This window comes from Streptomyces sp. NPDC048392, assembly GCF_043200575.1.
Classification (GTDB): Bacteria; Actinomycetota; Actinomycetes; order Streptomycetales; family Streptomycetaceae; genus Streptomyces.
The window spans coordinates 1-18,969 of sequence record NZ_JBICYB010000065.1; the positions used below are offsets into that span (position 1 = coordinate 1).

The following is an 18,969-nucleotide window of genomic DNA, read 5'->3' on the forward strand; positions in this document are numbered from 1 at the left end:
GCAGGCACCGATCGCCTACGAACAGCAGTCAGCTCCCCTGACATTTGCCGCATAACGAAACGAACAGGTGTCCACTCATCGGGGACAAGACCCGTCGGCGTGCGGGCGCGGGGCGGCCGGGCGGTCGTGGACGCGGGACGGTTCGCCTACCGGGCGGGCCCGGTGACCGTGCACGCCGGCAGGCGCTGCGTGTGGGTGACCGGCAAGGTGTCCAAGAGCGCGGTCAGCTCCGGCCGGATCCTCTGCTGAGCGGGCCCCGTCCGGTCCGTTTTCCCACCCTTTGCTCCCCCCGCTCCCTCACCCACTTCCTCACCTCTTTCCCATCTCCCCTGGTGTGCGTGCGACTTGCTCCGATAGCTTCCGGCGGACATCCGTTTCACAGGGAGGGTGCATGCGCAAGGCGCTCAGATGGCTGCTGGCTCTCGTGGTGCTCATAGGCACCGTCAGCACGGCGGGCGCGGCCACCGCCGCCGAGCCGAAGGCCGTCGACATCAAGGACCGGCTGCTGTCCATACCGGGCATGAGCCTGATCGAGGAGAAGCCGTACACCGGCTACCGCTTCTTCGTCCTCAACTACACCCAGCCGGTCGACCACCGGCACCCGTCCAAGGGCACGTTCCAGCAGCGGATCACCGTGCTGCACAAGGACGTGAACCGCCCGACGGTCTTCTACACCGGCGGCTACAACGTCTCCACGAACCCCAGCCGCCGCGAGCCGACCCAGATCGTGGACGGCAACCAGGTCTCCCTGGAGTACCGCTACTTCACCCCGTCCCGGCCCGCCCCGGCCGACTGGTCGAAGCTGGACATCCGGCAGGCCGCCAGCGACCAGCACCGCGTCTTCAAGGCGCTGAAGTCCCTCTACCCGAAGAAGTGGATCTCCACCGGCGGTTCCAAGGGCGGCATGACCGCCACCTACTACGAGCGCTTCTACCCGCGCGACATGGACGGCGTCGTCGCCTACGTCGCCCCCAACGACGTGGTCAACCGCGAGGACTCCGCCTACGACCGCTTCTTCGCGCGCGTCGGCACCGAGGAGTGCCGCGACAGGCTCAACGGCGTGCAGCGCGAGGCGCTGGTGCGCCGGACGCCGCTCGAGAAGAAGTACGCGGCGTACGCGGCCGGCAACGGCTACACCTTCGACACCATCGGCAACCTCGACCGCGCTTACGAGGCCGTCGTCCTCGACTACGTCTGGGGCTTCTGGCAGTACAGCACCCTCGCCGACTGCGCGGACATCCCGGCCGACGCCGAGAACGCCACCGACGAGGCGATCTGGGACTCCGTCGACACGATCTCCGGCTTCTCCGCCTACACCGACCAGGGCCTGGAGACGTACACGCCGTACTACTACCAGGCGGGCACGCAGCTGGGCGCGCCGACGATCCACTTCCCGCACATCGAGAAGAAGTACATCCGCTACGGCTACCAGCCGCCGCGCAACTTCGTGCCCCGGTCGATCCCGATGAGGTTCGAGCCGTGGGCGATGCGGGACGTCGACACCTGGGTGAAGCACCACGCCCGGCACATGCTGTTCGTGTACGGCGAGAACGACCCGTGGGGCGCCGAGCGGTTCCGCCTCGGCCACGGCGCGCGTGACTCCTACGTCCTCACCGCGCCCGGCATGAACCACGGAGCGAACGTGGCCGGTCTGGTGGCCGGCCAGAAGGCTCTCGCCACGGCCCGCATCCTGGACTGGGCGGGCGTCGCCTCCGCCAAGGTGCGGGACAACCCGTCGGCGGCCAGGCCGCTGGCGACGTTCGACGCCAGGCTGGACAAGCGCGACGTCGAGCGCGAGCCGGCGCTGCGTCCGTAAGACCCCGTGACTGTGCCCGGCCGCTCACAGCGGCCGGGCACAGCCCACCGGCCGTTCGCCGCCGAGGCGGACGTACAGGCGGGTCGAGGCGGGGCAGTCCGACCGGACGGCGACCGTCTCGACCACCTTGAACCGCGGTTCGTGCGCGCCCCTGCCGTCGCAGGCGCTCTCGCAGACCCTGCCGCCCCCGACTTCGCGGACACAGTCGCCGACGACGGTGCGCGGGCCGCCCCCGCCACCCGGGTCGCCGGGATGCGGCGGCAGCAGCTTGCGCGTGCAGGCGTACCCCCGGGGCACGGCCCCGTCGCCGCCCTCGCCGACGTGCAGGACGAAGTCGGTCATGCCGGGGCACGGCGGCCCGGCACCGGCGCGCCCGTCCTCCCGGGCCACGCCCTGGCTAGGCCCTGTCGTCAACTCCCGTCCGCCCAGCGACGTCATGCACGCATTCCCGCCGTACCGGGCCCCGACCCGGGTACATCCCGTACGAGGCCCAGGACCCGGCACGCCGAGAGCATCCACCCCACGCCGCGGGGCCGCCCTCCGGGCGACGACGCGAGTTCGACGACAGGATCTAGGACCGGTACGACAGCCCGTGCCCGAGCGGGAAGAGCACCGTGTCCGGATCGTCCGCGCGTACCACCGGCACCGGCAGCTTCCCGCGCGGCCGCACCCGCCCGGCGATCACCCGGGCGGCCGCCCGTACCTCGACGTCCGTCCAGGAGTAGGCGGCGAGGAAGGCGGGGACGCCGGGGAGCCGGGCGACGTCGTACGGGTTGCGGACGGCGACCGCGACGACCGGCTTCCCGGTCGCCAGCAAGCGTGTGACCAGGGCGCGCTGGCTGCTGCCCGCGGTCACGTTGTACGTGGCGACCACCACCGCGTCGGCGTCCCCGGCCGCCGCGACGGCGCGGTCGATGACGGCCGTGGAGGGGGCGGTGCCGGTGGACAGGGCGGTGGCCGTGAAGCCCAGCTCGGTCAGCGCGCCCGCGAGGACACCGGTGGGCGGCCCGGTCGTGCCCGACGGGGAGGCGGGGTCGGCGCCCACGACGAGCAGCTTGCGGTGTTCCCGGCGCGAAAGCGGCAGCAGCCGCCCCTCGTTGACCAGCAGGGTGGTGGTCCGTTCGGCGATCCGGTCGGCGGCGGCCAGGTGTCCCCGGGTGCCGACGGTGCGGTCGACGTCCCGGCGGCTGGTGTACGCGTCCCGGAACAGTCCCAGCTTCGCCTTCAGCCGCAGCACGCGCAGGATCGATTCGTCGAGCCGCGCCTCGGTGAGTTCGCCCTCCCGTACGGCCGTCAGGACCGCGTTCCAGGCGAGCGGCAGGTCCGGCGGATTGAGCAGCTGGTCGACACCCGCCTTCAGCGCCAGCACCGGCACCCGTGCGTCACCGTACTTCGTGCGGACGCCCTGCATGCCGAGGGAGTCGGTGACCACGACCCCGTCGTAGCCCAGTTCCTCGCGCAGGATGCCGGTGAGGATGGGGCGGGAGAGGGTGGCCGGGTCGCCGGAGTCGTCGAGGGCGGGGACCATCAGGTGGGCCGTCATGATCGCGTCGATGCCGGCCTCGATCGCCGCGCGGAAGGGCGGCGCGTCCAGCTCCGCCCACTGTTCGCGGCTGTGCGTGATGACCGGGAAGCCGGTGTGGCTGTCGGTGGCGGTGTCGCCGTGTCCGGGGAAGTGCTTGGCGCACGCGGCGACCCCGGACCGCTGGTACCCCGTCACCTCGGCGGCCACCAGCTCCGACACCGCCGCCGGGTCGGCGCCGAAGGAGCGTACGCCGATCACGGGATTGCCCGGGTTGACGTTCACGTCGGCCACGGGGGAGTAGTCCTGGCGGATGCCCAGCGCGTGCAGTTCGGCGCCCGCGATCCGGCCGAGCGTGCGGGCGTCGGAGCGCGACCCGCCGGCGCCGACGGCCATCGCGCCCGGGAAGAGGGTGGCGGGCTCGCCGACGCGGGCCACTATGCCGTGCTCCTGGTCCGTGGAGATCAGCACGGGCAGGCCGCGTGGCAGCCCCAGGGATGCCTTCTGGATGCCGTTGGACAGGTCGGCGATCTGGTGGGGGTCACGGGTGTTGTGCGCCCAGGCGAAGTAGATGACGCCGCCGACCCGGTACCTGGTGACCAGCTCGGCCGCGGTGCGGACGCCGATCTCCTCGAGGTTGGCGTCGATGTCGGCCTGGTCGGGGTCGGTGGCGGAGTGGCCGTAGACCCGCATGACGAAGAGCTGCCCGACCTTCTCCTCCAGCGTCATGCGGGAGATGAGGGCGCGGAGCTTGTCGTCGTCGGGCCTGCGGGCGTCGGCGTACGCCGTGCCGCCCCCGGCCGCGATGACCGCGGTGGCCACCGCGGTGGCGGTGAGGACGGTACGTCTGGAGGGCTGTGCGGTGCTTCCCGTGCCGGCCGTGCTGCTGTGGTGCACGTGCGCTCCTTCCGGAGGGCTGGTGAAGGAAACTGCCAAGGAGTCACCAATATCCGGGAAGTTTCTGCCAGTCAAGGGAGCGCACACGAGTCGCCCGGAGCGGCGGAGGGCTCGCGGCGGGGCCGCCGTCGGCGCGCGGCCGGCTCGCGCCGACGACGGCACGCGACCGGCCGCGGCACGGCGGAGAGCCGGAGCGGGCGGCGGTGTGCGTCGGGCGGCGCAGGCGGCGTGGGGTGACGGGAGTGGACGGTCGGGTCGGCTGGAGCGGGCGGCGAGGGCTGACCGGCGCGGATGCCGTGGCCGGTCGGAGCCGACGGCGCGGGTCAGCCGGAGCGGGCGGCGCGGGCCGTCGGGACGTCCTGGACCGACACGTCCGGCCAGTGGGCCCGCAGTGTGCGGACCGTCTCCGTGATCGCCGGGCGGCGCGCCGCCCCCGTGCGCCACAGCGCGTACAGCCGCCGTACCGGCATCGGGTCGAGCGGCACCTCCACCACCCCGGGCGGCAGCGGCCCGCGGCCCAGCCGGGGGATCAGGGCGACGCCCAGCCCCGCCGCGACCAGCGCGACGAGCGTCGGGTTCTCGTCCGCCTGGTGGACGATGTCCGGCTCGTGCCCGGCGCCCCGCAGGGTCCGCAGCAGCCAGTCGTGGCAGACCCGCCCGGGCGGTTGGCAGATCCACCGCTCCCCGCCCAGCTCCCCCCGCCGCACGGCCGCCCGGCCCGCGAACCGGTGCCCCTCGGGCACCAGCAGATCGCACAGGTCCTCGCCGATCCGCGCCTGCTCCACCCCGGCAGGCGCCGGCAGCGGCGCGATGTCCCAGTCGTGCGCCACCACCAGGTCGACGGCGCCCTTGGCCACCAGGTCCACCGACAGGTGCGGGTCGACCTCCGTGAGCCGGGCGTCGAGCGCGGGATGGCGTACCGCCAGGTCGGCCAGTACGGACGGCAGCAGACCGCGGGCCGCCGACGCGAACGCGGCCACGCTCAGCCGGCCCGACGGCACCCCGCGCCGCTCCTCCAGCCGGGTCTCCGCCCGCTCCACGATGGCCAGCAACTCCACCGCGGTCCCGACCAGTTGCCACGCCTCGTCGGTGAGCCGCACCCCGCGTCCCTCCCGCTCCAGCAGCACCGTCCTGGTCTCCCGCTCCAGCTTGGCGATCTGCTGCGAGACGGCGGACGGCGTGAAACCGAGCGCGACGGCGGCCGCCCCGACCGTCCCGTGCACGGACACGGCATGCAGGGCGCGCAGACGCTGGAGGTCGAGCATGACGGCTCCCGGGAAACAAAACCATTAGCAGTGCTTCATCCAACTATGCAGCATTCATCGCTGGTGCTGCACGGTCCGTCGGCGCGATCCTCGACGCATGCGACCTCCCCACCTCCTCCTCGCCGTGCTCGTCGCCGCCGTATGGGGTGTGAACTTCACGGTCATCGAGATCGGCCTCGACCACTTTCCGCCGCTGCTCTTCTCCGCCCTGCGCTTCCTGGCGGCCGCGCTGCCAGCCGTCTTCCTAGTGGGCCGCCCGAAGGTGGCGTGGAAGTGGACCGTGGCGGTGGGACTGGTGCTGGGCGTGGCCAAGTTCGGCCTGGTCTTCGTGGGCATGGACGCGGGCATGCCGGCCGGCCTGTCGTCCCTCGTCCTCCAGATCCAGGCGGTGTTCACCGCGGTGATCGCCGCCGCGGTCCTGGGCGAACGCCCCAACCGCGTCCAGGTCCTGGGCATGCTGGTCGCACTGGCGGGCATCGGTGTGGCTGCGGTCGACGAGGGCGCCTCCGGACCGCTGGGCGCCTTCCTCATGGTCGTCGGCGCGGCCGCCGCCTGGGGGCTGTCCAACGTCCTGACCCGCAAGGCGTCCCCGCCCGACGCGCTGAACTTCATGGTGTGGGTCTCCACCGTCCCCGTGCTCCCTCTGCTGGCACTCTCCATGCTCACCGAGGGTTCGGACGAGGATCTCGCGGCCCTGCGTGCCCTGGACTGGCAGGGGACGGGCACGATCCTCTTCGTCGCCTGGGTCTCGACGGTCTTCGGCTTCGGCGTCTGGGGGTGGCTGCTGCGCCGTCACCCCGCCTCGACGGTCGCGCCGTTTTCCCTCCTGGTCCCGGTCTTCGGCATGTCGTCCGCCGCCCTCTTCCTCGGCGAGCCGGTGACCCCCCTGCGCTGGTGCGCGGCGGCCCTGCTGGTGGGCGGGGTGGCGCTGACGACGCTCAGTCCCGCACGCCGCGCTGCCACCCGGAACCCCACACCGGACCAGGTCGGTCGGCCCCGCCCGGAATTTGCTGCACGGCCCCCCGCCCCCACTGAAGAATCCGTCCGGTGACATGCACGCTGAAGGGCCCGGCCCTCGAAGGCACGCTGGTACTTCTGGAGCCGCGGGACCGCCGGCACACGGCCGACCTGGCGTCGGCGGCGGAGGAGGACCGCGGCTCCTACGAGTTCACCTGGGTCGCGACTCCGCGATCTACTCGATCACGGCGGCGGAGTGGCGGAATGCCGGCCCAACGGCCGGAACACCGGGTGCGGTCGGCGCCGGTGCCGCCCGCGCTCACACCGCGTCCGTGAGCAGCCGGGAGAGGTGCTCGCGGCCCCCCTCCAGCAGATCGGGCAACGGGTCGGCCGACTCGTACCAGCGCTTCTCGTACTCCCAGCACAGCCAGCCGTCCCAGCCGTGCCGGGCCAGCACGTCCACCACCTCGGTGAGCGGCAGCACCCCGGCGCCCAGCGGCAGCGGGGTGGTGTCATCGGCGGAGGCGATGTCCTTGACCTGGACGTAGCCCAGGTGCGGGGAGAGCGCCGCGTAGGAGTCGGAGGGCTGCTCGCCGCCCAGCCAGGTGTGCATCACGTCCCACAGCGCGCCGACCCGGCGATGCCCGACCAGCCCGAGGACACGCATCGCGTCGGCGCCCGTGCGGTGCGAGTCGTGGGTTTCGAGGAGGATGCGTACGCCGAGGTCGGCGGCGTACTCGGCGGCCGTGCCCAGCCGCCGGGCGGCCACGGCGTCGGCCTCCTCGGCGCTCTGGCCGGTGCCGCCGCCGGGGAAGACCCGGATGTACGGGGCGCCCAGATCACGGGCGAGATCGAGCAGGTCGCGCATCTCGGCGATCACGGCGTCGTCGGCACCGGGCGCGGCTACCCGCGCGTACCCTGCCAGACCCAGCGGCTCGACGCCGGCCGCTTCGAACTCGGCCGCCACCGCGGCTCGTTCGCCGGAGCCCAGGCCCGGGTGGACCGGTTCCTCCGGATGGGCGCGCAACTCGACACCGTGGTAGCCGTGCGCGGTCGCGAGCCCCAGCACGTCGGCCAGGGGCAGTCCGGGGACACCGAGGGTGGAGAACGCGAGCTTCATGACCACGGAGCGTACCCGCCGCGACCTGCCACACTCCTGCCCGTCACTTCGGTGTCGTCGGGCGGAGCACATCCCAGCCCGTTCACCCGAGGCGCGGGCGGGCAATCCCGGCCCGTTCGCATGAGGACGTCGGGCGGGCATCCCGTCCCGCTGGCAAGAGGGCAGGGGCCGACAATCCCGGCCCGTTCGCACGAGGGCGCGGGCGGGCGACTCCGGCCCGTTCGCATGAGGACGTCGGGCGGGCAATCCCGTCCCGCTGGCAAGAGGGCGCGGGCCGACAACCCCGGCCCGTTCGCACGAGGACGCGGGCCGACAACCCCGGCCCGCTCGCACGAGGACGCGGGCCGGCGAACTCAGCCCGTCCGGCGTTTGAGGACGAGGCCGTCCAGGCCGAAGCGGGGTCCGGGGGCGCAGCCCCCGGGGGCGCCCACCCCGACGCGGGCCCACCGCGTCACCAACGGCCGGTTCACGACCGCGGCCCTCCGGAGGACCCCCGCACGATCAACTCCCCCCGCACCGTCGCGATCCCGCCCACCGGCGCCTCCTCCCGCCCCATCGCGACCCGCCCCGCCCGCGCCCCGGCCTCCGCCAGCGGCAGCCGGACCGTCGTCAGCGCGGGCACCGCGTCGATGCTGAACGGCAGGTCGTCGAAGCCGGCCACGGACACGTCGTCCGGGATCCGCAGCCCCGAGTCGCGCAGCGCGGCGCACGCGCCCAGCGCGACGGAGTCGTTCGCGGCGACGACCGCCGTCAGGGACGGGTCCCGGCGCAGCAGCTCCAGCGTCGCCTCGTACCCCGAGCGCCGGTCGTAGCGGCCGTGGACCGTCCAGCGAGGGTCCTCCTCGATGCCGTGCGCGGCGAGTGCCGCGCGGTGGCCCTCCAGCCGCTGCCGGGTCGTGGTCCGCTCCTGCGGGCCCGCGATGTAGCCGAGCCGCCGGTGGCCGAGCCCGATCAGGTGCTCGGTCAGTTCCCGGCCGCCGCCGCGGTTGTCGAAGGTGAGCGCGATCGCCCCGGTGTCCGGCGCCGGCGGCCGCCCGCACAGCACCACCCGCGTCCCGGCCTCCGTGAGCCTGCGCAGCTTCGCCGCCACGGCCGCCTGGTGGGCCCCGTCCTCCATCGCACCGCCGGTCAGCACCACCGCCGCCGCCCGCTGGCGCTGCAGCAGCGTGAGGTAGGTCAGTTCCCGTTCCGGGGTGCCGCCGGTGTTGCAGACCACGGCGAGTCTCTCGCCGCCCGCTCTGCCGCCCGGCCCGCCGATCTCGGACTGGACGGCCCCGGCCATGATGCCGAAGAAGGGGTCGGCGATGTCGTTGACCAGGATGCCCACCAGGTCGGACGTCGCCGCCGCCAGCGCGCTCGCCGGGCCGTTGAGCACGTAGTCCAGCTCGTCGACCGCCTTGAGCACCCGTTCCCGGGTGGAGGCGGCCACCGGATAGTTCCCGTTCAGTACGCGCGACACCGTCGCCGGGGAGACCTGGGCGCGGGCCGCCACGTCCGCCAGTGTCACCGTCATGTCCTCGTCCTCCGCATCGCGCGTGTGCCGAACGCCGTCCCGGGTGACCTTACGGCCACCGCCTGCCGTTGTTCGCCCCCTCGAACAACTCGCCCCGGTCGCGGTCTTGTCCGGACCACCGTCCACAGGCTAGCTTCGTTCTATATAGAAAGCGCTTGCTGTACGGCTCGATCCTCGGCTTGCGGCAGGGCTCGTACGAAGGGAATGACGTGACACGCAAGACGGTGCGTATCGCCATGAACGGTGTGACCGGGCGCATGGGCTACCGCCAGCACCTGGTCCGCTCCATCCTGGCCCTGCGCGAACAGGGCGGCCTCGACCTCGGCGACGGCACCGTGCTGTGGCCCGAGCCGGTCCTGGTCGGCCGCCGTGAGCACGCGCTGAGGGCGCTGGCCGAGCGGCACGGACTCGACCACGTCTCCACGGACCTCGACGAGGTCCTGGCCGACGACAGCGTCGAGATCTACTTCGACGCCCAGGTGACCTCGGCCCGCGAGGAGGCGATCACGAAGGCGATCGCGGCGGGCAAGCACATCTACACCGAGAAGCCGACGGCCACCGGTCTGGACGGCGCCCTGGAACTCGCCCGCCTCGCCGAGGCGAAGGGCGTCAAGCACGGCGTCGTCCAGGACAAGCTCTTCCTCCCCGGCCTGCTCAAGCTCAAGCGCCTCATCGACGGCGGCTTCTTCGGCCGGATCCTGTCCGTGCGCGGCGAGTTCGGCTACTGGGTCTTCGAGGGCGACTGGCAGGAGGCCCAGCGCCCCTCGTGGAACTACCGCGCCGAGGACGGCGGCGGCATCGTCGTCGACATGTTCCCGCACTGGGAGTACGTCCTGCACGAGCTGTTCGGCCGCGTGAGGTCCGTCCAGGCCCTCACCGCCACCCACATCGCCGAGCGCTGGGACGAGAACGGCAAGCCCTACGACGCCACCGCCGACGACGCCGCCTACGGCGTCTTCGAACTCGACGGCGGCACGATCGCGCAGATCAACTCCTCCTGGGCGGTCCGCGTCAACCGCGACGAGCTGGTCGAGTTCCAGGTCGACGGCACCGAGGGCTCCGCCGTCGCGGGCCTGCGCAGCTGCCGCGTCCAGCACCGTTCCGCCACCCCGAAGCCGGTCTGGAACCCGGACATCCCCGCCACCGAGGTCTTCCGCGACCAGTGGCAGGAGGTCCCGGACAACGGCGGCTTCGACAACGGCTTCAAGGCCCAGTGGGAGCTGTTCCTCAAGCACGTCCACGCCGACGCCCCCTACCACTGGGACCTGCTGGCCGGCGCCCGCGGCGTCCAGCTCGCCGAGCTGGGCCTGAGGTCCTCGGCCGAGGGCCGCCGCCTCGACGTACCGGAGATCGCCCTGTGACCCTCCACCTCCCCGACGCCCACGGCACCCTGCGGGCCTACGAACCCCGCACCGAGCCGCTGCCCGTCACCCGGTCGGCCCCGGGAAGCGCTTTCACCTCCCGTACGGTCTTCTCGGCCGCGCACGTCGTCGCCGACCCGTTCGCGGACACCACCCCCGACTCGCCCGCCGCCGTCGACTGGGACGCCACCCTCGCCTTCCGCCGCCACCTGTGGTCCCACGGGCTCGGCGTCGCCGAGGCGATGGACACCGCCCAGCGCGGCATGGGCCTGGACTGGGCCGGAGCGGCCGAGCTGATCCGCCGCTCCGCCGCCGAGGCGAGGGCGGTCGGCGGGCGCATCGCCTGCGGCGTCGGCACCGACCAGCTCACCCCCGCCTCCGCCTCCACCCCCACCCCCGCCTCCGCCTCCACCCCCACCCCCGCCTCCGCCTCCGCCTCCACCCCCACCCCCGCCTCCGCCTCCACCCCCACCCCCGCCTCCGCCTCCGCCTCCGCCTCCGCCTCCGCCTCCGCCTCCGCCGGGACGCTCGCCGAGGTCAGGTCGGCGTACGAGGAACAGCTCGCCGTGGTCGAGGAGTCGGGTGCCCAGGCCATCCTGATGGCCTCCCGCGCGCTCGCCGCGACGGCCAAGGGCCCGGAGGACTACCTGGAGGTCTACGGCCACCTCCTGCGCCAGGCCGCCGAACCGGTGATCCTGCACTGGCTGGGCCCGATGTTCGACCCGGCTCTGGAGGGCTACTGGGGCTCGTCCGACCTCGACACGGCGACCGGCACCTTCCTGGAGGTCATCGCCGCCCACCCCGACAAGGTCGACGGCATCAAGGTCTCCCTCCTGGACGCCCGGCGCGAGATCGACCTGCGCCGCCGCCTCCCGCAGGGCGTGCGCTGCTACACCGGCGACGACTTCAACTACCCGGAGCTGATCGCGGGCGACGCGCAGGGCTTCAGCCACGCCCTGCTCGGCATCTTCGACCCGCTGGGCCCGCTGGCCGCCGAGGCGGTCCGCGTGCTCGACACGGGGAACACGGAGGGCTTCCGCGCCCTCCTCGACCCCACCGTCGAACTCTCCCGTCACCTCTTCCGGGCTCCGACCCGCTACTACAAGACAGGCGTGGTCCTCCTCGCCTGGCTGGCCGGCCACCAGAGCCACTTCACCATGGTCGGCGGCCTCCAGTCGGCCCGCTCCCTGCCGCACCTCGCCCGCGCCTACGAACTCGCCGACGGCCTCGGCCTGTTCCCGGACCCGAAGCTGGCGGAGGAACGGATGCGGACCCTGCTCGCGCTGCACGGAGTGAACCGATGAGCGATCCCGGCCTGAGGCGCTTCAGCGTCAACCAGATGACGGTCAGGCAGCTCTCCCTGCCCGAACTGGCCGCAGCCTGCCGCGAACTGGGCGTCGGCAAGGTCGGCCTGTGGCGCGAACCCGTCCAGGCGTACGGCGTCGAGGCGGCGGCGAAGCTGGTCCGGGACGCGGGCCTGGCCGTCACCACCCTGTGCCGCGGCGGCTTCCTCACGGCGATCGACCCCGGCGAACGGGCGCGGGCCCTGGCCGACAACCGCCGCGCCGTCGACGAGGCCGCCGCCCTCGGCACCGACACCCTGGTCCTGGTCTCGGGCGGCCTCCCCGCCGGTGACAAGGACCTGCGCGCCGCCCGCGAACGCATCGCCGACGCGCTGGCCGAGCTGGGCCCCTACGCCGAGGAACACGGCGTACGCCTGGCCATCGAACCGCTCCACCCCATGTACGCCTCCGACCGCTGTGTCGTCTCCACCCTCACCCAGGCCCTGGACCTCGCCGAACGCTTTCCCGCCCAGCAGGTCGGCGTCACCGTCGACACGTACCACGTCTGGTGGGACGACCGGGCGCCCGAGCAGATCGCCCGGGCCGGGGCGGGCGGCCGCATCCACGCCTTCCAGCTCGCCGACTGGACGACCCCGCTGCCCGAGGGCGTCCTCGACGGCCGGGGGCAGATCGGGGACGGCGCGATCGACATGCGGGAGTGGAAGGGATACGTGGAGGCGGCCGGGTACACCGGCGCCATCGAGGTCGAGCTGTTCAACGAGGGGCTGTGGGCGCGCGACGGGCGCGAGGTGCTCGCCGAGACGGCCGCACGGTTCGCCGCGCACGCCGGGGAAGCGGGGGAAGCGGGGGAAGTGGGCCGAGCGAGGTAAGCGGGGCCCGGAAGACAACCCGAAAAAAATCCCGGTGACCCGTGCAACCCTTTCACGGTCGTGCGGGTCGTACTCGGCATCAGGGCTCCCGTGGGGGGTATCCGGGGGGAATCCCGGGGTCCTGAAGGGGAGGGGAAACCCGAGGGGGCCCGGTCGGCGACCGGGCCCCCTCGAAGTCCTCGGAGGCTCTCGGTGGTCCTCAGAAGAAGACCCCGCACCGCAACAGCACGTTCGCGTACGGTCTGGCCTCCCCGGTGCGCACGATCAGCCGGGCCCCCGCCGACAGTTCCCTCAGCCGTTCGTGCGCGACGAGTTCGAGCGCGGGAAAGCGACCGTCGAGCAGCCCGGCGCACTCGGCGTTGGCGCCCCGGACCTCCGCGGCCGCCGTCGCGCCCTCGACGACCAGCTCGGCGAGCAGCCCGTCCAGCACCTCCGCGAAGGAGGGCACCCCGGCGCGGAAGGCCAGGTCGACGACGCGGGGCCCGTCCGGCAGGGGCATGCCCGCGTCGCACACCAGGACGCCGTCCCCGTGACCGAGTCCGGCGAGGGCACCCGCGAGATGCCGGTTGAGTATCCCTGCCTTCTTCACAGCGCCTCGGCATCCAGCGCCTCGGCATCCAGCGCCTCGGCTTCCGCCGCCGACGGGTACGACGCCTGCGCCCCCGCCTTCGTGACGGCCGCCGCGCCCACCCGGACCGCGTACGCCGCCGCGTCCGCGAGCGGCTCGCCCGTGCCGAGCCGCCAGGCCAGCGCCGCGGTGAACGCGTCGCCCGCGCCCGTCGTGTCCACGGCGTCCACCTTCACGGACGGCACCCGGGTCACACCCCCGGCCGCCGACGCCACCAGCGCGCCCTCGGCGCCCAGGGTCACGACCACCGAGCGCGGCCCCTTGGCCAGCAGGATGCGGGCCCAGTCCTCGGGGCGGTCGCCGACGCGGGAGTCGCCGAGGATCACCTTCGCCTCGTGCTCGTTGACGATCAGCGGGTCGCAGGCCGCCAGCACCTCCCGCGGGAGGGGGCGTGGCGGTGACGGGTTCAGCACGAAGCGGCTGTCCGGCGCGAGGCAGCGGACCACCTCCACGACCGTCTCCAGCGGGATCTCCAACTGCGTGGAGACCACGCGGGAGGCGTGGAAGAGGCTCGCGGCGGCACGGACGTCCCCCGGTGCCAGCCGGCCGTTGGCGCCCGGCGAGACCACGATGCTGTTGTCCCCGGACGGGTCGACGCTGATCAGCGCGACGCCCGTCGGGGCACCGCCCACCAGGACACCGACCGTGTCGACACCGGCCGCCCGCTGCGAGTGGAGGAGCAGCCGGCCGTGGTCGTCGTCGCCGACCCGGGCCAGCAGGGCCGTACGGGCGCCGAGCCGGGCGGCGGCGACCGCCTGGTTCGCGCCCTTGCCGCCCGGGTGGACGGCCAGGTCGGAGCCGAGCACCGTCTCGCCCGCCCCAGGCCGCCGCTCGACACCGATCACCAGGTCGGCGTTGGCCGACCCCACGACCAGGAGGTCGTAGTCGTACATGAGTCGTTCTCCGATCCGGAGTTGGGTCCGTGTCAGCCCTCGAAGCCGGCCACGTTCTCCTTGGTGACCACCTTCACCGGCACCTTCACCGTCTTCTCCACCTTCTTGCCCTCGGCCGCCCGCAGCGCGTTCCGTACGGCGATCCTGCCCAATTCTCTCGGCTGCTGCGCGACGGACGCGTACAACGTGCCCTCCCGGACCGCCTTCAGCCCGTCCGGGGTGCCGTCGAAGCCGACGACCTGGACCGACTTGCCGGCCCTGGAACCCAGTGCCTTGATCGCGCCGAGTGCCATCTCGTCGTTCTCCGCGAAGACGCCGTCGATGTCGGGGTGCGCCTGGAGCAGGTTCGTCATCACGTCCAGGCCCTTGGTGCGGTCGAAGTCCGCGGGCTGCCTGGCGACGACCTCGATGCCCGGGTACTCCTTCAGCCCGGCCGCGAAGCCCGACCCGCGCTCCCGGCTGGCGGAGGTGCCGGCCTGGCCCTGGAGGACGACGACGGTGCCCCTGCCGCCGAGCTTCTCGGCGAGCGCCTTGGCGCCCAGCCGGCCGCCCTCGACGTTGTCGGAGGCGACCAGCGCGGACGTGTCCGCCTCGTTGACGCCGCGGTCGACGGCGATGACGGGGATGCCGTCCTTGTTCGCCGAGCGCACCGAGGGGCCCGCGGCGTCGGAGTCCACCGGGTTGACGATGATCGAGGACAGGCCCTCGCTGGTGAAGTTCTGCAGCTGGTTGGCCTGCTGGGAGGCGTCGTTCTGGGCGTCCGTGACCGTCAGGTCCACACCCAGCTTCCTCGCCTCCTCCTCCGCACCGCTCCTGATCTGCACGAAGAACGGGTTGTTGAGCGTCGACAGCGACAGCCCCGTCTTGCGGCTCCCGCCATCCGGGGAGCCGTTGTGCAGCAGCGAGGCGGCGCCCACGACGGCCACCGCGGCGACGGCCGCGATCACATAGGTGAACGCCTGCTTGCCCCGGTTGCCGCCCCCGCCGGCCCCGGCCGCCGGCGTGACCGCGCCCGCCCTGCGCCGCAGCGTGTCCAAGAGCACCGCCAGCGCGATGACGACACCGATGACGACCTGCTGCCAGAACGCGGAGACGGACAGCAGGTTGAGGCCGTTGCGCAGCACCGCGAGGATCAGCGCGCCGATCAGCGTCCCCGACGCCTTGCCGGTACCGCCCGCGAGCGAGGCGCCGCCGATGACGACGGCGGCGATGGCGTCCAGTTCGTAGCCCTGCGCGGCCTGCGGCTGCGCGGAGGAGAGCCGGGAGGCGAGCACGATGCCCGCGGCGGCGGCGAACAGGCCGGAGAAGGCGTAGATGGCGAGCTTCTGCCGCTTCACCCGCAGCCCGGACAGCCGCGCGGCCTCCTCGTTGCCGCCGATGGCGTACATGGAACGGCCGATGTAGGTCCGCCCGAGGACGAACGCGGTGATCAGGCCCATCACGATCATCACGAGGACGGGCACGGGCAGCCACCCGCCGAGCGTGTCACCGAGGTGCGAGACCGAGTCGGGGAAGGCGATCGGCGAGCCCTGCGAGATGACCAGCGACAGGCCGCGCCCCACCGAGAGCATGGCGAGCGTCGCGATGAACGGCGGCAGTTTCCCGTACGAGATGAGGAAACCGTTCACCAGGCCGCAGGCGATGCCCGTCGCGACGGACAGCAGCACCGCCAGCACGACCGGTATCCCGGCCTCGGTGGCGCTCCACGCGAGCACGGTGGCCGACAGCGCGGCGACCGAGCCGACCGACAGGTCGATGCCCGCCGAGACGATGACGAAGGTGACGCCGAACGCGAGGATCGCGGTGACGGCGGCCTGGACGCCGACGTTGAGGAGGTTGTCGGCGGTCAGGAAGTCCCCGGACAGCGCCGACATGGCGATGACGAGGACGATCAGCGCGGTCAGCGCGCCGTTGTCGAGCAGCAGGCGGCGCAGGCCGCCCGTGGCGCCCCGCGCGCCCGGCTCGCCCTTGAGCGTGTCAGTGGCCACGGGGGGCCTCCGTTCCCTTGGTGTGAGTACTGACGGCGAGGGCCATCACGGCGTCCTGGGTGGCCTGTTCGGCGGGCAGTTCGCCCGCGACACGCCCGTGCGCCATCACCACCACCCGGTCGCTCATGCCGAGCACCTCCGGCAGGTCGCTGGAGATCATGAGCACGGCGGCACCGGCGGCCGTCAGTTCGTTGACGAGCTGGTAGATCTCGACCTTGGCGCCCACGTCGATGCCGCGCGTCGGCTCGTCGAGGATCAGCACCCTGGTGTTCGCCAGCAGCCACTTGCCGATGACGACCTTCTGCTGGTTGCCGCCGGACAGCGTCCGCACGTGCTGCCCGAGCCCGGCCATCCGCACCCCCAGCTGCCCGGCGATCCGCTCCGCGGCCGCGTGCTGCCCCTTGAGGTCGACGAGACCGCCGCGGGCGGTGGACCGCAGGGTGACGAGACCGAGGTTCTCCGCGACGGAGGCGTCGAGGACGAGCCCCTGCCCCTTCCGGTCCTCGGGGACGAGCCCGATCCCGGCGGCCATGGCGGCGTTCACGTCGTGCCGCCGCAACGGCGCCCCCGCGACCCGCACGGTTCCGGAGTCGTACGGATCGGCGCCGAACACCGCCCGCGCCACCTCCGTCCGTCCGGCGCCGACGAGCCCGGCGATGCCGACCACCTCACCGGCCCGCACCTCGAAGCCGACGTCGTGGAAGACGCCGTCCCGCGTGAGCCCCTCCACCTTGAGCAGGGCCTCACCGACGTCGGTGCGCTCGCGCGGGTACTGCTGCTCGATCGACCGCCCGACCATCAGCCGTACGAGTTCGTCCTCGGGCGTGGAGGCGGGCACCTGCCCGACACTGCGCCCGTCCCGGATCACGGTGACCCGGTCGCCGAGCGCGGCGATCTCCTCCAGGTGATGGGTGATGAACACGATCCCCACGCCGTCCTCGCGCAGCCGCCGCACGATGGCGAACAGCTTCTCGACCTCGTCGGAGGTCAGGACGGCGGTCGGCTCGTCCATGATCAGCACGCGCGCGTCCAGGCTGAGGGCCTTGGCGATCTCGACCATCTGGAGCCGGGCGATGCCGAGTTCGCGCACCCGCGTGCGCGGGGAGACGTCGACGCCCACCCGCTTCAGCAGCGCCTCGGCGTCGGCGTCCAGGCGCTTCCGGTCGATCATGCCGAGGCGGCGCGGCTGGCGGCCCAGGAAGATGTTCTCGGCGACCGTCAGATCGGGGACGAGGTTGAACTCCTGGTAGATGGTGGCGATGCCGAGGCGCTCGGAGTCCCGCGCGCCGTGGATGCTCACCTCCTCGCCGCCGGCCAGGATCCGCCCGGCGTCGGGCGTGTGGGCGCCGGAGAGCATCTTGATGAGCGTGCTCTTGCCCGCGCCGTTCTCACCGAGGAGCACGTGCACCTCGCCCCGGCGCAGGTCGAAGTCGACGCTGTCGAGCGCCACCACGCCGGGGAAGGTCTTGCGGATGCCCTCGATGCGCAGCAACTCGTCCGGACTGCGGCTGCTCACGGCGTACTCCTTCGTACGGGGGACGGGGAGGGGGACTGAGGCAGGGGCTGGGCGGCTTCACCGCACGAGCGGCGTACGACGAGCCGCGCCGGCAGGGTGACGGACTCGCCCGCCCGCCCCGCGATCCGCTCGACGAGGGCGCGTACGGCGGCCCGCCCGAGCTCGCGGGTGGGCTGGGCGATCGCGGTGACGGGCGGACCGGTGTGCACGAACCAGGGGATGTCGTCGAACGCGGCGAGCCCGATGTCCTCGGGGACCCGCAGCCCCCGCGCGCGAACGGCGTCCAGCGCGCCGAGCGCCATCAGGTTGTCGGCGGCGAAGACGACCTCGGGCGGCTCGGGCAGGTCGAGGAAGCCCTCGGTGACCCGGCGGCCGCTGCCGGCCTGGAAGTCGCCCTGGCCGATGTAGGCGTCGGGGAGGGTGAGCCCGTACGCGCCGAGCGCCTCGCGGAACGCGTCGACGCGCTCGCGTCCGGTCGTGGTGGCGGCGGGCCCGGCGATGATCGCGAGCCGGCGGTGCCCGAGCCCGTGCAGATGCGCCACCAGGTCGCGCACGGCGGCCCGCCCGTCCGACCTGACGACGGGCACGTCCACACCGGGAATCCACCGGTCGACGAACACCATCGGCGTCCCGGCCCGCGCGGCGTCCAGCATGCGCGGGGAGCCCTCGTCGGTGGGCGAGACGAGCAGCCCGTCGATGCGGCGGTCCAGCAGCGTGGTGACGTGGTGGTCCTGGAGATCGGGCCGCTCGTCGGCGTTGCCGATGATGACGCTGTAGCCGAGCGCGCGGGCCTCCTCCTCGACGGAACGGGCCAGCTCGGTGAAGTACGGGTTCATGACGTCGCTGATGACCAGGCCGAGGGTGTGGGTCTGGTCCGTGCGCAGCGACCGGGCGACGGCGTTCGGGCGGTAGCCCAGCGCCTCGACGGCGGCCAGCACACGGGCACGCGCGGCGGGGCTGACGGACGGGTGGCCGTTGAGCGCCCGCGAGACCGTCGCCGCGGACACGCCCGCCTCGGCAGCGACGTCCTTGATGCTCGCCATCGCCGTTCCACCTCCTTGTGGAATCGATTACACGGAGGATTGGAAACGATTTCACGGGCGGGAATCAAGGGGTCGGGCGGGGCCGAGACTGAATCGTGACCGGGGGAAGGGGCCGGTGGGAAGGGGCCAGTGGGAAGGGGCGTGTGCGGGCGGAGAGGCGGGCGGCACCCGCGGCGACATCGCCGTGGGTGCCGCCCGGACCGCCGCCCGGACCGCCGCCCGGACCGCCGCCCGGACCGCCGCCCGGACCGCCGCCCCGCCCGCCGCCCCGACCCCC

At 73.1% G+C, this 18,969-nt stretch carries 15 protein-coding genes and 1 pseudogene; 6 read left to right on the plus strand and 10 right to left on the minus strand.

Annotated features, from left to right (window positions below):
* Both ACGFYH_RS35860 and ACGFYH_RS35865 read left to right on the plus strand, forming a co-directional pair.
* Positions 1-249: pseudogene (locus ACGFYH_RS35860) on the plus strand (hypothetical protein); the annotation flags it as partial.
* Between the two features lie 142 nt (positions 250-391).
* Entirely contained in the window at positions 392-1,816 is a 1,425-nt protein-coding gene (locus tag ACGFYH_RS35865; protein ID WP_393807364.1) for a S28 family serine protease, read from the plus strand.
* Between the two features lie 24 nt (positions 1,817-1,840).
* Here ACGFYH_RS35865 and ACGFYH_RS35870 read toward each other — a convergent pair whose 3' ends face one another.
* The 3 genes from ACGFYH_RS35870 to ACGFYH_RS35880 form a co-directional block, all read right to left on the minus strand.
* The gene (locus tag ACGFYH_RS35870; protein WP_393807365.1) at positions 1,841-2,254 is read right to left on the minus strand and encodes a hypothetical protein; all 414 of its coding nucleotides are present in this window, start codon (positions 2,252-2,254) and stop codon (positions 1,841-1,843) included.
* Between the two features lie 133 nt (positions 2,255-2,387).
* Positions 2,388-4,235 carry a glycoside hydrolase family 3 protein gene (locus ACGFYH_RS35875; protein ID WP_393807366.1) on the minus strand — a complete coding sequence of 616 codons (1,848 nt, stop codon included), beginning with the start codon at positions 4,233-4,235 and terminating at the stop codon, positions 2,388-2,390.
* A gap of 323 nt (positions 4,236-4,558) precedes the next feature.
* Positions 4,559-5,500, minus strand: a complete 942-nt coding sequence (locus ACGFYH_RS35880; RefSeq protein ID WP_393807367.1) for a LysR family transcriptional regulator — start codon at positions 5,498-5,500, stop codon at positions 4,559-4,561.
* A gap of 97 nt (positions 5,501-5,597) precedes the next feature.
* On the opposite strand from ACGFYH_RS35880, the gene ACGFYH_RS35885 reads away from it, so the two are divergent.
* Entirely contained in the window at positions 5,598-6,551 is a 954-nt protein-coding gene (locus ACGFYH_RS35885) for an EamA family transporter (protein ID WP_393807368.1), read from the plus strand.
* A 225-nt stretch (positions 6,552-6,776) separates the two neighbouring features.
* On the opposite strand, the gene ACGFYH_RS35890 is transcribed toward ACGFYH_RS35885, so the two are convergent.
* On the minus strand, positions 6,777-7,577 hold the full coding sequence (locus ACGFYH_RS35890) for a sugar phosphate isomerase/epimerase family protein (protein WP_393807369.1): 801 nt from the start codon (positions 7,575-7,577) through the stop codon (positions 6,777-6,779).
* 466 nt (positions 7,578-8,043) lie between these two features.
* Positions 8,044-9,090 carry a LacI family DNA-binding transcriptional regulator gene (locus tag ACGFYH_RS35895; RefSeq protein WP_393807370.1) on the minus strand — a complete coding sequence of 349 codons (1,047 nt, stop codon included), beginning with the start codon at positions 9,088-9,090 and terminating at the stop codon, positions 8,044-8,046.
* A gap of 209 nt (positions 9,091-9,299) precedes the next feature.
* On the opposite strand from ACGFYH_RS35895, the gene ACGFYH_RS35900 reads away from it, so the two are divergent.
* From ACGFYH_RS35900 to ACGFYH_RS35910, 3 genes are read left to right on the plus strand one after another with little or no spacing between them, the layout of a single operon-like run.
* Entirely contained in the window at positions 9,300-10,451 is a 1,152-nt protein-coding gene (locus ACGFYH_RS35900; protein WP_393807371.1) for a Gfo/Idh/MocA family protein, read from the plus strand.
* Complete coding sequence (locus ACGFYH_RS35905) at positions 10,448-11,755, plus strand: dihydrodipicolinate synthase family protein (protein ID WP_393807372.1); 1,308 nt, start codon at positions 10,448-10,450, stop codon at positions 11,753-11,755. The genes ACGFYH_RS35900 and ACGFYH_RS35905 overlap by 4 nt, the downstream gene beginning before the upstream one ends.
* Positions 11,752-12,624 carry a sugar phosphate isomerase/epimerase family protein gene (locus ACGFYH_RS35910; RefSeq protein ID WP_393807373.1) on the plus strand — a complete coding sequence of 291 codons (873 nt, stop codon included), beginning with the start codon at positions 11,752-11,754 and terminating at the stop codon, positions 12,622-12,624. The genes ACGFYH_RS35905 and ACGFYH_RS35910 overlap by 4 nt, the downstream gene beginning before the upstream one ends.
* Positions 12,625-12,823: 199 nt before the next feature.
* On the opposite strand, the gene rbsD is transcribed toward ACGFYH_RS35910, so the two are convergent.
* From rbsD to ACGFYH_RS35935, 5 genes are read right to left on the minus strand one after another with little or no spacing between them, the layout of a single operon-like run.
* Complete coding sequence (gene rbsD / locus ACGFYH_RS35915) at positions 12,824-13,213, minus strand: D-ribose pyranase (protein WP_393807374.1); 390 nt, start codon at positions 13,211-13,213, stop codon at positions 12,824-12,826.
* Positions 13,210-14,145, minus strand: a complete 936-nt coding sequence (locus ACGFYH_RS35920) for a ribokinase (protein WP_393807375.1) — start codon at positions 14,143-14,145, stop codon at positions 13,210-13,212. Before ACGFYH_RS35920 ends, rbsD begins: the two co-directional genes overlap by 4 nt.
* Positions 14,146-14,177: 32 nt before the next feature.
* Positions 14,178-16,133, minus strand: coding sequence for a substrate-binding domain-containing protein (locus ACGFYH_RS35925; RefSeq protein WP_393807376.1), 1,956 nt, complete (start codon positions 16,131-16,133; stop codon positions 14,178-14,180).
* The gene (locus ACGFYH_RS35930; RefSeq protein WP_393807377.1) at positions 16,123-17,649 is read right to left on the minus strand and encodes a sugar ABC transporter ATP-binding protein; all 1,527 of its coding nucleotides are present in this window, start codon (positions 17,647-17,649) and stop codon (positions 16,123-16,125) included. Before ACGFYH_RS35930 ends, ACGFYH_RS35925 begins: the two co-directional genes overlap by 11 nt.
* Positions 17,646-18,692: a LacI family DNA-binding transcriptional regulator gene (locus ACGFYH_RS35935; RefSeq protein ID WP_393807378.1), complete on the minus strand. Its 1,047-nt coding sequence runs from the start codon at positions 18,690-18,692 to the stop codon at positions 17,646-17,648. Before ACGFYH_RS35935 ends, ACGFYH_RS35930 begins: the two co-directional genes overlap by 4 nt.
* Positions 18,693-18,969 lie beyond the last annotated feature (277 nt).